The organism is Candidatus Neomarinimicrobiota bacterium (genome assembly GCA_021734025.1).
Classification (GTDB): domain Bacteria; phylum Fidelibacterota; class JAANXI01; order JAANXI01; family JAANXI01; genus JAANXI01.
Genome location: JAIPJS010000002.1, coordinates 308,127 through 321,042, shown reverse-complemented (window position 1 = coordinate 321,042; position 12,916 = coordinate 308,127). Strand labels below are relative to the sequence as shown.

The window sequence follows — 12,916 nt, the reverse complement described above, 5'->3', positions numbered from 1 at the left end:
ATCGTCGTAATTACGGAGGTACCTGCTTTTCAGCGAGAATTTATGGTTACGAAAGTTCAAGACAACGCAGCCTCGCAATCTCATTGCGAGGCGAAGCTAATCCCCCGTCGGTGATCCCTTGTCAGGGTCGCCGACGGTTCTTTTTATTTCGCCATCCCGCCGTGGCGTGATGAATGATTTTCTGGGTGGGATTCCGTCCAATGGCAGACTCAAGGAAGGAACCCCGGCAGGAGAGCCGAGGGATCTCACTCAAATTGCTTCTGAAGTGTAAGTTGCCAGATTCCTCCGCTCCCCCGATGAATCGGGGTCGGTCGGAATGACTTATTTTCTTCATCATTTCACATCGGAAAGACCCCACCAGTCATCCTGAGCGAGCGAAGCGAGCCGCCCCAACGGGATCCCTTCGGGGAAGGATATCGTCTGATTACCTCTGGAGATTCCTTTACCAGATTCCTCCGCTCCCCCGACGAGTCGGGCTCGGTCGGAATGACTGAACATAAGAATTCCCCTGTTGAGAATCCGGGCAGACTCCTATATTCATAACCTTAGGAAAAATAACCGGGAAGGAGGCGGGAATTCCATGCAATCGTTGGAAGGTAAAGTCGCAATGGTCACCGGGGCCGGCGGCTCAGTAGGGTCCTACGTGACTGAAACACTATTACAGGCGGATCTTAAAGTCGCGGTAGTGTACCGGAGTGACCGGCACAGGGAATCGTTGGAAAAAGTCAGGGAGGGGTATCCCGGTCGGGTCAAAATTTTGCAGGCTGATTTGAATGATTTTGAACAGGCAGAAGTAGCCGTTACGGAGACCATTGACACGTTCGGTAGGGTTGATTTTCTGGTAAATCCAATCGGCGGCTGGCTCGGCGGCAAACGGCTCCACGAGCACTCGGGTGAAGAACTGGACAAAATGCTGAATATGGATCTGAAGCCGACGTTTCACATTATGAAGTCGGTTTTACCGGTGATGGCTGAACAGCAGGATGGCAAAATCATCAATTTTTCGTCCATGGCTGTGTTTGGAGGACAGCCCGGCAATGCGATCTATGCGGCGTCTAAAGCGGCGGTGGCCTCGCTGACAGAAGCGGCCGCCAGTGAATACGGCAAAGATGGGATCCGCTGCTACGCATTAGCTCCGTCCACGATAAACAGTGAAGCAAACCGCAACGCAATGCCGGATGTCGACACCAGCAGTTGGGTCGATCTGGAGGAGATTGCCGAAGCCATCGTTTACCTGTGTGCTTCCGGCGATTCGCTGAGTAGTACGACCCTCAAATTTACCGGCGAAATTAGTTAGTCCTCCTTGTGAATCTGAAGATTCGGTCAATATCTCTGTTTATTACTTTACTTGCGGCTTTCGCCGTTAATTCCCCCGCCTACAGCGCAGATACAACGCGGACACATGATGGCTGGACAATCGGCGCCGTTCCTTCTCTGGGATACAACTCGGACAAGGGGATCGAATACGGAGCAACTGCAGATTTCTATAATTTCGGAGACGGAAGCCGGTATCCGAATTACGAGCAAATGTTTCGGCTCAGTTTTGGCCACACGACCCGGGCAAGTCAAACTGTCACAGCGTTTATGGATCTACCTGAGTTCGGTGAATCCGGTTTGCGGTTGACCGGATTTATCGGATATGAAACGGATATGCTTCAGCCTTTCTATGGGATGAACGGATACGGGTCGCCGTATCGTCCCGCCGTTGAAATCTCCACTCCCGATGACCCTCGCTATGATGCGGATGAATATATCAGTCGACTGTATTACACCTACGATCGAACCATGTGGCGGCTCACGGCAGATTTGCAGGGTGACCTCATCGGAAACTGGCGCTGGATTAGCGGGATCGGTCTGCTGGACATCGAAATCAGGCAGACCCGAACGCATCAATTCGATGCCGATCTCCCAAATCGCACATTGTATTCCGATTTACGGAACGTCAATTTAATTCCGCAGGAGGAGGCCAACGGGGGAAAGGCCCGCTATCTGAAGGGAGGATTCGTTTATGATTCCAGAGATGCGGATATGGCGCCGGAATCCGGTGTCTGGAGCGAAGCCTTCGTTACACACTTTATGAATACGCTTGGAAGCGAAGAAACCTATACTATTGCATCAATTACGCACCGGCAGTATTTCCCGGTGATACCGGAGCAGCTGACTATTGCCACGCGAGTGAAATATCAGGGAAATATCCACGGAGAAACACCATTTTATGTATTGCCGGTTTTATTCAGTTCTTATCGAATCAGGGAAGGACTCGGCGGCTCTCAGACTATTCGGGGTGTACAGCAAAATCGGGTGGTGGGACAGTCGTTGGGATTGGTCAACCTGGAATCGCGGTACAAATTCTACCATCGGCAGTTACTGGATTACGATATCACCTTTACGCTCAACGGATTTTACGATACGGGCAGGGTGCTTTCGTCTGAAGAAGATAATCTGCATCATGGCGTTGGCGCCGGTCTGAGCGTGATAATAAACCGTAATTTCATCACTACGCTTGACGTGGCGAAATCACTCCATCCCAGAGATGGCCGGGGCGGAATTTATATCCACTCAGGATATTTATACTAAAAGTCTACAGATTTGGTTTATAATTTTGTTTACACAGGGAAGGAAATTACCTCAATACTTTGAAAAGGCATGGGGTATAAAGAAATATTACGTACTGCATATTCTGTAAAAGGCTTCTCTCATTTAGGACGCATCTCCGGCTCTCGATCGCAATCTGAATTACTCCCGTAATACATTGCCATAGATTGATATATTTGAATATGTTGCTATATTTAAAAAGATGACTAAATCACTCTCAATAATAACAATCAGCTGTTTGTTGATAACCGGTATTTATAGCTGTGCCGATTCCGGAGGGACACAGGAGAACCAAACCAAACAGACCGTGGGAACCGTCCAGCCAGAAGATGTTAGCCTGGTCCCGGTAAATGCCGATTCCCTGATGCAGATTATACAGTCCTCTCCGGCGAAGGTGACAGTACTGAACGTGTGGGCCACCTGGTGCCAGCCGTGCCGGGAGGAATTCCCGGATATGCTGAAAGCCTACAGGGAAACGAAAGACAAGGGAGTGAGTCTTATGTTAGTTTCTGGGGATTTTCCCGATCAAAAACTCCAGGCGAAGCAATTCCTTGCAGAACACGGAGTCGGTTTTACTACATATTTTAAGACCGGCAAAGATATGCCGTTTATCAACGCATTGAGTTCAGAATGGACAGGGGCGCTCCCTGCCACCTTTATCTATGATGAAAACGGAAACTTGCAGCAGTTCTGGCAAGGGAAGGCTTCATACGACGAATTCGTCAATGCAATCAATGAGGCACTGTAAACGAAATAACGGAGGATAGTATGAAAAAAATACAATCGACACTTTTTGCGTTTGTCATTGCTGTTGTGGCTATCGCCATTGCCGCACCGGTGCTGGCGCTCGATATTGGTGAAAAAGCGCCGAAGACGGACGTGGAAATGAAGAATGCCGTCGGAGAGGCGGTCTCAATTAGTGATGTCGCCGGCGAAAATGGAACCCTGGTTATTTTCTCGTGTAATTCCTGTCCCTGGGTACAGGCTTGGGAAGAGCGGATCGTAGAAATGGGGAATTCCTTCCAGGATAAAGGGGTTGGAGTAATCCTGATCAATTCCAACGATCCCGAACAGAAACCAGCCGACAGCTTTTCCGCCATGAAGAAACGGGCGGATGAAAAGGGATACGATTTCCCGTACGTGATGGACGAAACCTCTGACGTGGCGAGAGCCTTTGACGCGACCCGGACCCCGGAAGCCTTTTTATTCAATGCCTCTGGTGAACTGGTCTACCACGGGACTATCGATGACAACGCCCATAATCCCAAAGAAGTGGAAGAGCAGTATCTGAAGACGGCGCTGGAAGCTGTCGTCAACGGGAAAGAAGTTCCCCAGAAGAAGACCAAGGCGCTGGGCTGCACCATCAAGTTCCGGGAAGCCTAAACCGACAATAAATATGATCCAAAACCCTGGTCAGCCTCCAAATTCTTCCAGGGGTTGACAGGGCACATTTATAAGAGGAGTGGTTATAATTTAGATATTATAGCTACTCCTCTTATTTTTTTGTTTAAAAACCTCGTTTTTTTAGTGTACATAACCAGCTTTATGTGCAGGGAACAAATAATCCCTTGCATATATAAGATAAATACTTATTATTATACTAATATAAACTGATTACTTATATAGGATGTACCTATGTCCCATTTCGTATTGCTTGGCGACATTATTAATTCCAGAGAACTCTCCAATAGAAGTCGTGCGCAGAATCTTTTTAAAGGGGTGATTAACGAAATAAATAGTGAATACTCCGGCGCATTCCTCTCGCCGCTGACGGTCACGCTTGGAGATGAATTCCAGGGGGTACTCGCAAACGCATCACAACTCTTTGCCATCATCCATCAAGCCCAGATACAACTCCGGGCAGGAGATGAGCCAATCGAGGTGCGGTTCGCGCTGGGACTGGGGGATATCGAAACCCCGATAAATAATCAATCCGCTATCGGGATGGACGGTAGCGCTTTCCACAACGCTCGGGAAGCACTGGAAAACGCAAAGCAGGAGGATCGTCACCTCTGCTTTCAGGGAGATATAGCAACCAGTGATATCCTTGACCTACACTGCGCTTGGATAGACCGGATAATCAGGCAGTGGAAATTTCGCAGATTGAACATTCTACACTACCATCGCCTGGGGGATAAACAGGCCGATTTGGAAAAGCGCTTAGGCATTTCCCAGCCGGCAATTTCACAAAACCTTTCGCACCCGGACACAGCACTTGTTTTGAAGACTGAGAAGACGATAGAGTTTTATCTGAACACGCTGATCGGAGAGCAAAATGACGCTCATTGAGATCTACCTGGTACTGGGCTTTTTCCTCGGCCGGTTGGCTATCCGCCGGAACCAGTTTCCGGAATATGGAGCACCCGTATTTGTCGCGCTGTTTCGGCTGGGAATATACATTTTCCTTGGCATCACGTTGCCCGGGTTCGAGCAGACTTTTATGCTTATCCTCGCTGGGGGACTGCTCCTGATGTATGACCTGATCTGGATGAGAGACGGCGCCCGGCCGAGTTTCTTTTTGGGCTTGCTACTTGTGCTGATCGCCTTCCCGTCACTGCTCCGGTATCTTGTGGAGATCAGTCCGAATTCCGCTAATCCGCTATCGGATGCGCTTGTCGATTTTGGAGAAAACCTTACGTTGCTCTCGGCAATTCGATCGCCAGAGATGTTGAAATTCATACTGCTGGTCATCACCGGATTTCTCTTTACGCTGCGGGAGAGCACGGTGTTGATCCGGGACATACTGGCACGTATCAGCGCCGAACCGGTGGACCAAAATAACCAGACCGATGAAGACGAATACAACCGGGGCCGGCTGATCGGATACCTGGAACGGACGCTAATTTACTTTCTCCTGGTCTTCGGATACTACGCCGGCGTAATGTTCGTTATCGCGGTAAAATCTATCGCACGCTATCGTGAGTTTAAGAACCGGGATTTCGCCGAGTATTTCCTGATTGGAACGTTGGTATCGTTGTTATTGGCGTTTATAGCTGCTCTGTATGTTCGGTTGGCGTCCTCTTTGATATAAATGAATTTCCTGAAGAGCCACTCCAATGGGTCCCACCGGAATTAAGAACGCTAAGATCCCCCCAACTTGAACACTTGAATACCTGAACACTTTAACACTTTATTTACCTTCTTTCGGCAGTCGTCCCATCAGGTCTTCTGCCGCAATCGGAGAGTGAAATCCGATTAGTTCTCTGGCATGTTCAATCTGTCCCCAGGTATTCCAGAGCAGGATGCCTTTGACCCTGTTCTCATCAAGGTAATAAAATACGCCGGAATCGAACTTTTCATCCCAGTCGGTTACAATGTCTAATTCGCTGGAAGTGCGTCCGACTGCCTCGTATCCATAGTCAAACAGATCGGAATAAAAGAAGGGGAGATAGTCGTACTCCCGGTCGGCACCGGCCATATTCACTCCGGCAATCATCCCCTGGATGTTGGCGTTTTCCTCATGCTCCACACGAATCTGTTCTTCCAGTGCAGAATTGAAGAACCTGGCTACATCGCCGGCAGCAAAGATATCCGGATGGGACGTCCGGCAATTTTTGTCCACCAGGATGCCATCATTGATATCGAGTCCGGCGGATTCGGCCAGTCCGGTGTTGGGACGAATACCGAGTCCCGCCACGACCACGTCGGTAGTCAGCGTATCACCAGAGTCGGTCTGGATGACGTACTCCTCATCCTTTTTCTGAATGGAATCAGCGAGTTCACCTGTCCGCACCCGAACGCCTTTTTCAGCGTAATACTCATTCAAATGATTTGAGAGTTCTTCGGGGAAGATCCGGTCGCCAATGCCGTCCTCCGGGAAAATGATCGTTACGTCTTTATCCTGCATGTGCAGGGCGGCAGCGATTTCAGAACCGATAAATCCGCCACCGATTACCGTAAATGCATCCTTTTGCTCGGTAAGTTTCCGCAATGTTTGATAATCGTCGAGATCGCGGAAGTAGATGACCCCGTCCGGTGAATCCGGCAGCTGGATTGGCGAACCGCCTGTGGCCAGCAGCAGTTTCTCGTAGCCATACTGGTTCCCCGAGGAATCAGTAACGATTTTCTCCACAGGGTTGATCGAGTCCGCAACCGTTTCCAGATGAATATCCGCATCTTGAGAGTCGGTGTGCCGCCAGATTTTCTCCTCGTCCATACCCGTCCAGAGCCCTTTGGAGAGAGGGGGGCGGTTGTACGGTAAATGATTCTCTGCACTCAGTAATCCGACAGGTTCGGCTGAATCCACCTGACGAATGCCACGAATCGCTGCATCGGCTGTCATACCACCACCAATAATCAGATAGGTATATTTACGCATCTGTCATTCTCCCGGTTTGATAAATTTCTAAGGCTCTACTCTTAAATTTCTATTCGCGCGTTTTGTAACTTACTGATACTCCCGACCGGCTGGCCCACTCAATTGTGGTATCATAGTTTGGCAAATTGGAGACGTGTTGATAAAACTCCTGTACTCCGGTCACCCCGCGCCGGCGCATCGACATATTGTGGGCAGTAAAACAGCCGCCGACTTCCAGTTTCGGATCGATGGCCTTAAAATAGTTCAGGTACCACCCCTTATCTGCATCGGAAAAGACAAAATCAAACGGTCCTTCTAGCGCCGGAACTAATTCATGGGCATCAGCCAGCCGCGCATCGATATACTCCGAAAGCCCAGCTTCCTCGAAGTTCTGCAGGGCTTCCTTATATCGCCGGTCGTTTATTTCGATAGTAATCAGTTTACCGCCGGTTTTGCTCAGTGCCCAGGCCATCCAGATAGCCGAGTGACCCGTGGAGGTCCCGATTTCCAGCGCACGGGTGTATCCATTCTCGACAATCAGGTCATACAATAGCTGGCCATCTTCCGGGGGGACATTCAGGTTATGCCAACGCCCTTCATGGCTGTCCAGGAACTTCTGCACTTTTTCATCCAGGGCGGTATTCTCTCCGGTGGTCTGTGCATATGTGTCATGGGCTGTGAAGGCCAAAAGAAGGATCATGGCGATTAATGAGAATAGACGATTTATAAAAGTCATCAGTATTTCCCTCACGCGTTCGTTTTTTTAAAGATAGAAACTATGATCGTCTTCAACAAATCCGGGAACGATGATACTAAAAGTTAGAAAATTGGTAACCAAGGATGCTTTATATTTCTTCAGGAAAATTGTGCAAATCCTGTCATAGCAGGAATTGAGCGAATATATGAACTATGCCGGATATGGCTGGCAAAGATTTTGCTAGTTGACTCAAGAGAATATAAGGAGGGGCTCATGGATAAACCGGTCCAGCAAGTCATTCGGGAATTTTTGGCAGAGAACCGTTTCGCTTTGGCGGGCGTCTCGCGGGAACCGAAGCATTTTTCGCGTACGCTGTTCAGTGACCTGCGTAAGTTCGGATACGATGTGCTACCCATCAATCCAAACACCGACGAAATTGACGGCCAGATCTGCTATAATTCGCTCACCGGTATTACACCGCCGGTCTCGCAACTGTTGGTACTGACCCCGGATGACCAAACCCTGAAGGCCATCGCGGAAGCACCCCAGACTGGCATTGAGCGAATCTGGCTATACGGGATTTCCGGCGCCAAAGACGTTCTCTCCGACGCGCTCCAATACTGCCACCAAAACAGTATTGATGTGGTACCCGGATACTGCCCATATATGTTCATCCCGGAAGCGCCGTTTTTTCACAAAATTCACACCGCCGTCTGGAAGATGCTGGGAAAGTATCCTGAATAACTCATTGGCCCTTCCGGTATCCTCACATTTGATTATTTCCTGGACTTCCGTAGATTAAACAAGCGGTAGATGTTCAACAATTACGTAACGAGCATTCATCCGCGTACCATTTTACCGGTAATGAAAAACTCGGGAAACCCAATGAAATATTTACAATACATACCAAAACTGACACTAACGTTAATTCTGGTTGGAATTCTGGGCGTGGCCCGGATATCAGCAGAATCACCCTCCTCCGTCCATGATTTCACCATGGAGACCATCACCGGCGACAGCTTGAGCCTGTCGGAATTCCACGGCAAAGTCTTGTTGGTGGTGAACGTGGCGAGTAAATGTGGGTTTACACCCCAGTACGAAGGGTTGCAGGAGATCTATGAAAAATACTCGGAGCAGGGATTTGCGGTACTGGGATTTCCTGCGAATAACTTTGCCAACCAGGAGCCCGGAACCGACAGCGACATCCAGGAGTTCTGCTCCACTAATTACGGGGTGACCTTTCCCATGTTCTCCAAGATTTCCGTAAAAGGAGAGGACCAGCATCCGCTCTATACTTACCTCACCAGCGAGGAAACCAACCCGGAATTTGCCGGTGAGATTACCTGGAATTTCAACAAGTTTCTCATCGGAAAAGACGGTCAGATATTGAACCGGTTTAAATCCAAAGATAAGCCTCAGAGCGATAAAGTGATAAAATCTATAAAAAACGCACTTCAGTCTTCCTGAATCGAGGAGGGAGTAATGGGCGTTTCACCAGCTGCACAAAATGAGGTCCTGCTCTTCTTCGGCGCACTTATGCTGTTCTTTGCTGCGCTGGCCCTGGCGTTTGCAGGCATTCAGTGGCTGCGGAACCATCCGGGATCTGTCCGGCAGTGGATAAACGTCGGAGTCGATTGTCTGAAGAAGCTGCTTCGGCAGATTGTCATTCGATTCCACTTTCACCGGATTCCACATTCACTGTAAAGGCATTTTTTCAATGATGCCGTGGTCGATTCAGCCTGAGTTACCCATGCGAAAAAATTGTGATGCCTGACCCCGAATTTCTCGTCATCGGGCTGGATGGTTTGCCGTATTCCTTGCTCGCAGATTTGTGTCAATCGGGAGTGACACCAAATCTGAACCGCTTGATCCAGGCTGGCCACAGCGCATCCATAAACAGCTCAATACCGGATGTCTCCTCCACCGCGTGGGCCAGTTTTATGACCGGTACCAATCCCGGTACACATGGCGTGTACGGTTTTTTCGAGGCCAGGTCCGATAACTATTCCCTTCATTTCCTGGATTCCAATGATATTAAAGCACCGACGCTTTGGGAGCGGCTCTCTGATTCCAGGAAGAAGTCATTAGTCATCAACGTCCCGCAGACCTATCCCGCCAGGGAAGTCGACGGCGTGTTAATCTCCGGGTTCGTGACGCCGGACCTGCAGAAAGCGGTCTGGCCGAAGTCGCTCCTTCCCGCACTGAAAGATTTGGACTATTCCGTTGATGTAGATGCCTGGTTAGCCCGTGAAGATATGGACAAATTCATGGAGGATCTGTTCCGGGTACTCGAGCGGCGCGTCGAAACGATCCACTATCTCTGGGATAGGGAATCCTGGGATATTATTATGGCTGTTTTCACCGGAACGGATCGACTCCAGCACTATCTCTGGGATGCAGTGGTTGATGAGGGGCATCAATACCATGCCCAGGTGATGGAATTCTATCATATTCTTGATGGTGCAGTTGGAACGCTCACTGATAAAGCCGGCGAAGATACCGGCATAATTATCCTCTCTGACCATGGTTTTACCGGCATAGAGAAGGAGCTAAATCTGAACGCTTGGCTGCAGATACAGGGATACCTCGAATTCACAACAGAATCGCCGGAATCGCTGGAAGATATGGCGCCGGAATCAATCGCCTTCGCCCTCGACCCCGGTCGCATCTACCTGAACCGATCCGGCCGGTTTCGTCACGGCTGGATTGAGGATGGCGACGAATTCCGGAAATATCGCGACGAACTCAGAATCAGACTCGCGGATGAAATTCGGATTCGAGACGATGCCGGTAATATGGTTAATCCGATTGAAAAAGTTTATCTCCCGGAAGAGATCTACTCCGGTCCCGAACTATCTCAGGCGCCGGACCTCATCGTACTGAATAATCCGGGGTTCGATCTGAAGGGGAGCGTGAAAATCGATACCGTCGCCCGCAGAGATGTGCTGACCGGAACACATACCTACCGGGATGCTACATTGATTGGCTGTAACCTCCCTGATAATTTCGACTTCAATGCTATCGAAAGTATTGAAGACATCACGCCAAAGATTTTGGCAGCTATGAATGCTGAAATCTGAGTATTCCACCAAATAGCCTCGAATCTCGAATTTCCAATTAGCACCTCGCAATGAGATTGCGAGGCTCCTGTAGCCTTGGAATCTCATTCCATGGCGATCCCGATTCTCCCGTCACCGATCGCTTGTAGCGTCGGTGACGGTTTTTGTGAATTCAGCATTCACTGTCGGCGACGCTGGGAGCGGTCACCGACAGGCAGCACCAGTCATTCCTCGGATGAGGGCTTTCCATAGCAAATTCGACATTCATTTTCTATCCCGTTCTTATGTCTGTACACTCGGCGGAGAAACCAACAATCGGTTTGCAATACCATCGGAGAAATCGTAATATTATCAATGCAATAAGGCTGTGTAATTCTGTGAGTTTAGAGGAGACGAATTATGTCTGGTCATTCCAAATGGAGTACTATAAAACGGAAGAAAGAGAAGGAAGATCAGAAGCGCGGCAAGATCTTCACAAAACTGATTAAAGAAATTACGGTGGCCGCCCGCATCGGTGGTGGTGATCCGGAGACCAATCCCCGGTTGCGACAGGCGATCGATGACGCCACCGACGAGAATATGCCCAAGGATAACATCGAGAAGGCGATCCTCAGAGGTACAGGCGATCTGCCGGGCGTCTCGTATGAAGATATGACCTATGAAGGCTACGGCCCCAACGGTACGGCGCTGTTCATTGAGTGCACCACAGATAATAAGAACCGGACGGTATCGGAAATTCGACATCTGCTGGACAAGCACGACGGCAGCCTTGGTGAATCAGGCAGTGTCAGCTGGGTTTTTGACCGCAAGGGCGTCGTGTATATTTCCAAAGAAGGGAACACCGAAGATGATCTGATGTTGGCGGCGCTGGAGAACGGAGCCGAAGATATCTCCGAGGAGGAAGAATTTTTTGAGGTCACCTGTCCTATGGAGGAATTTCATAATCTCAAAACCGGTATTGAAGATGCCGGCTTCGATGTTCAGGAATCCGAACTCCAGCAAATCCCCAAAAACACAGTGGACGTCACCGGCACCGAAGCTAAAAAATTGATGCGGCTGCTGGAGGCGCTGGAAGATCACGACGATGTGCAAAATGTCTGGTCCAACGCCGACATCGACGAGGACTCCCTCGCCGAAGCTGACGCATCGTGACGGGAGTTGAATGCGGGTATTAGGCATTGATCCGGGGCTCCGCTGCACCGGATACGGAATCATCGATTTTACCGGCCGCAATTCCCGGGTTATCCAGTTCGGAACCATCCGGACCGATGCAAAAAACGAATTTTCCAGGCGTATTCAAACCGTTTACGACGATATATCAGACGTCATTCAGGAGTACACTCCGGACGAGTTTGCTATCGAAGAAGCATTCTATAGTAAAAATGCCAAAACTGCGCTCCAATTGGGACACGTGCGTGGTGTAGCGATGCTGGCGGCAATGCACGCCAGCCTTCCGGTGACTGAGTACTCCGCTAAAAAGATTAAAATGGCAATTACCGGGCGCGGAGGCGCCACCAAGGAACAGGTGCAGTTCATGGTAAAAAATATGCTGAAACTCGACGAGCCGCCCACACCGCTGGACGCCTCGGACGCGCTCGCCTGTGCACTCTGTCATCAACAACAACTTCAACTGAGTCTATGATAAATGTACGAATATATTAAAGGCCCGCTCGTAAAGAAATCCACCAACGAAGCCGTCGTCGATATTCAAGGCGTTGGCTATGCGCTGGAAGTCTCCCTGGCGACCTACGAACAGCTACCGGACCTGAACAAGGAGTGCCATCTCTGGACGTATCTGTACGTTCGGGAAGATGCCCAGCGATTATACGGCTTCGCAACCGAGAATGAACGGGAGCTGTTCCTCGAACTGACCAGCGTCTCGGGCATCGGTCCCAAAGTCGCCATCGGGATCCTATCCGGCGGTACTGTTCAGGAGGTAAAGCAGAGTATCGTCAACGAAGATGTGAAAGCGCTAAAACGCTTTCCGGGCATTGGCCCGAAGACGGCCAAGCGGGTTATTCTGGAACTGCGGGAATCGCTGGCCACCGATATGGCCGAGGAAGAGGGAGGCGAAGCCGGCTCGCCGCTGAGCTCCCTGCAAAAAGAAGGCGTCCTCGCTCTGGAATCGCTGGGATACAGCCACTCCCAGGCGGAAAAAGCTGTGCGAACCGTGTTAAAGAACGATGGATCTATAGAAACCGTGGAAACGCTGATCAAACAGGCGCTGAACACTATGTAAATTCCCGGCATGCGGAGGAGTCTGTTACC

At 49.8% G+C, this 12,916-nt stretch carries 15 protein-coding genes; 13 read left to right on the top strand and 2 right to left on the bottom strand.

Going from position 1 to position 12,916, the window contains the following annotated elements:
• The first annotated feature begins 580 nt into the window (after positions 1-580).
• The 6 genes from K9N57_03765 to K9N57_03740 all read left to right on the top strand — a co-directional run bounded on the left by K9N57_03765 (position 581) and on the right by K9N57_03740 (position 5,626).
• Positions 581-1,297 (top strand): SDR family oxidoreductase, encoded by a 717-nt coding sequence (locus tag K9N57_03765; GenBank protein MCF7803283.1) that lies wholly within the window; start codon positions 581-583, stop codon positions 1,295-1,297.
• Positions 1,298-1,305: 8 nt separating this feature from the next.
• The gene (locus tag K9N57_03760) at positions 1,306-2,577 is read left to right on the top strand and encodes a BamA/TamA family outer membrane protein (GenBank protein ID MCF7803282.1); all 1,272 of its coding nucleotides are present in this window, start codon (positions 1,306-1,308) and stop codon (positions 2,575-2,577) included.
• A 220-nt stretch (positions 2,578-2,797) separates the two neighbouring features.
• Positions 2,798-3,343: a redoxin domain-containing protein gene (locus tag K9N57_03755; GenBank protein MCF7803281.1), complete on the top strand. Its 546-nt coding sequence runs from the start codon at positions 2,798-2,800 to the stop codon at positions 3,341-3,343.
• A gap of 20 nt (positions 3,344-3,363) precedes the next feature.
• On the top strand, positions 3,364-3,978 hold the full coding sequence (locus K9N57_03750; protein MCF7803280.1) for a thioredoxin family protein: 615 nt from the start codon (positions 3,364-3,366) through the stop codon (positions 3,976-3,978).
• Between the two features lie 252 nt (positions 3,979-4,230).
• A complete protein-coding gene (locus K9N57_03745; protein MCF7803279.1) occupies positions 4,231-4,884 on the top strand; it encodes a SatD family protein in 654 nt (217 codons plus the stop codon).
• Positions 4,871-5,626 (top strand): hypothetical protein, encoded by a 756-nt coding sequence (locus tag K9N57_03740; protein ID MCF7803278.1) that lies wholly within the window; start codon positions 4,871-4,873, stop codon positions 5,624-5,626. The genes K9N57_03745 and K9N57_03740 overlap by 14 nt, the downstream gene beginning before the upstream one ends.
• 99 nt (positions 5,627-5,725) lie before the next feature.
• Here K9N57_03740 and K9N57_03735 read toward each other — a convergent pair whose 3' ends face one another.
• Positions 5,726-6,913 carry an NAD(P)/FAD-dependent oxidoreductase gene (locus K9N57_03735; protein MCF7803277.1) on the bottom strand — a complete coding sequence of 396 codons (1,188 nt, stop codon included), beginning with the start codon at positions 6,911-6,913 and terminating at the stop codon, positions 5,726-5,728.
• A gap of 49 nt (positions 6,914-6,962) precedes the next feature.
• The gene (locus K9N57_03730; protein ID MCF7803276.1) at positions 6,963-7,628 is read right to left on the bottom strand and encodes a class I SAM-dependent methyltransferase; all 666 of its coding nucleotides are present in this window, start codon (positions 7,626-7,628) and stop codon (positions 6,963-6,965) included.
• 234 nt (positions 7,629-7,862) lie between these two features.
• Between K9N57_03730 and K9N57_03725 the strand changes: the two genes are divergently transcribed.
• From K9N57_03725 to ruvA, 7 genes are all read left to right on the top strand, one after another.
• Positions 7,863-8,333, top strand: coding sequence for a CoA-binding protein (locus tag K9N57_03725; GenBank protein ID MCF7803275.1), 471 nt, complete (start codon positions 7,863-7,865; stop codon positions 8,331-8,333).
• A 252-nt stretch (positions 8,334-8,585) separates the two neighbouring features.
• Complete coding sequence (locus tag K9N57_03720; GenBank protein MCF7803274.1) at positions 8,586-9,056, top strand: glutathione peroxidase; 471 nt, start codon at positions 8,586-8,588, stop codon at positions 9,054-9,056.
• Positions 9,057-9,071: 15 nt separating this feature from the next.
• Complete coding sequence (locus K9N57_03715) at positions 9,072-9,293, top strand: hypothetical protein (protein MCF7803273.1); 222 nt, start codon at positions 9,072-9,074, stop codon at positions 9,291-9,293.
• 62 nt (positions 9,294-9,355) lie between these two features.
• Entirely contained in the window at positions 9,356-10,669 is a 1,314-nt protein-coding gene (locus tag K9N57_03710; GenBank protein ID MCF7803272.1) for an alkaline phosphatase family protein, read from the top strand.
• 378 nt (positions 10,670-11,047) lie between these two features.
• On the top strand, positions 11,048-11,800 hold the full coding sequence (locus tag K9N57_03705) for a YebC/PmpR family DNA-binding transcriptional regulator (protein MCF7803271.1): 753 nt from the start codon (positions 11,048-11,050) through the stop codon (positions 11,798-11,800).
• A gap of 10 nt (positions 11,801-11,810) precedes the next feature.
• On the top strand, positions 11,811-12,290 hold the full coding sequence (gene ruvC / locus K9N57_03700) for a crossover junction endodeoxyribonuclease RuvC (GenBank protein MCF7803270.1): 480 nt from the start codon (positions 11,811-11,813) through the stop codon (positions 12,288-12,290).
• 3 nt (positions 12,291-12,293) lie between these two features.
• Positions 12,294-12,887, top strand: coding sequence for a Holliday junction branch migration protein RuvA (gene ruvA, locus K9N57_03695; protein MCF7803269.1), 594 nt, complete (start codon positions 12,294-12,296; stop codon positions 12,885-12,887).
• Positions 12,888-12,916 lie beyond the last annotated feature (29 nt).

What these genes read in the sequence shown, in the direction of transcription:
- K9N57_03765 (MCF7803283.1), top strand. Translation starts at nt 581, where the DNA reads ATGCAATCGTTGGAAGGTAAAGTCGCAATGGTCACCGGGGCCGGCGGC.
- K9N57_03755 (MCF7803281.1), top strand. Translation starts at nt 2,798, where the DNA reads ATGACTAAATCACTCTCAATAATAACAATCAGCTGTTTGTTGATAACC.
- K9N57_03750 (MCF7803280.1), top strand. Translation starts at nt 3,364, where the DNA reads ATGAAAAAAATACAATCGACACTTTTTGCGTTTGTCATTGCTGTTGTG.
- K9N57_03745 (MCF7803279.1), top strand. Translation starts at nt 4,231, where the DNA reads ATGTCCCATTTCGTATTGCTTGGCGACATTATTAATTCCAGAGAACTC.
- K9N57_03740 (MCF7803278.1), top strand. Translation starts at nt 4,871, where the DNA reads ATGACGCTCATTGAGATCTACCTGGTACTGGGCTTTTTCCTCGGCCGG.
- K9N57_03735 (MCF7803277.1), bottom strand. Translation starts at nt 6,913, where the DNA reads ATGCGTAAATATACCTATCTGATTATTGGTGGTGGTATGACAGCCGAT.
- K9N57_03730 (MCF7803276.1), bottom strand. Translation starts at nt 7,628, where the DNA reads ATGACTTTTATAAATCGTCTATTCTCATTAATCGCCATGATCCTTCTT.
- K9N57_03725 (MCF7803275.1), top strand. Translation starts at nt 7,863, where the DNA reads ATGGATAAACCGGTCCAGCAAGTCATTCGGGAATTTTTGGCAGAGAAC.
- K9N57_03720 (MCF7803274.1), top strand. Translation starts at nt 8,586, where the DNA reads ATGGAGACCATCACCGGCGACAGCTTGAGCCTGTCGGAATTCCACGGC.
- K9N57_03715 (MCF7803273.1), top strand. Translation starts at nt 9,072, where the DNA reads ATGGGCGTTTCACCAGCTGCACAAAATGAGGTCCTGCTCTTCTTCGGC.
- K9N57_03710 (MCF7803272.1), top strand. Translation starts at nt 9,356, where the DNA reads ATGCCTGACCCCGAATTTCTCGTCATCGGGCTGGATGGTTTGCCGTAT.
- K9N57_03705 (MCF7803271.1), top strand. Translation starts at nt 11,048, where the DNA reads ATGTCTGGTCATTCCAAATGGAGTACTATAAAACGGAAGAAAGAGAAG.
- ruvC (MCF7803270.1), top strand. Translation starts at nt 11,811, where the DNA reads ATGCGGGTATTAGGCATTGATCCGGGGCTCCGCTGCACCGGATACGGA.
- ruvA (MCF7803269.1), top strand. Translation starts at nt 12,294, where the DNA reads ATGTACGAATATATTAAAGGCCCGCTCGTAAAGAAATCCACCAACGAA.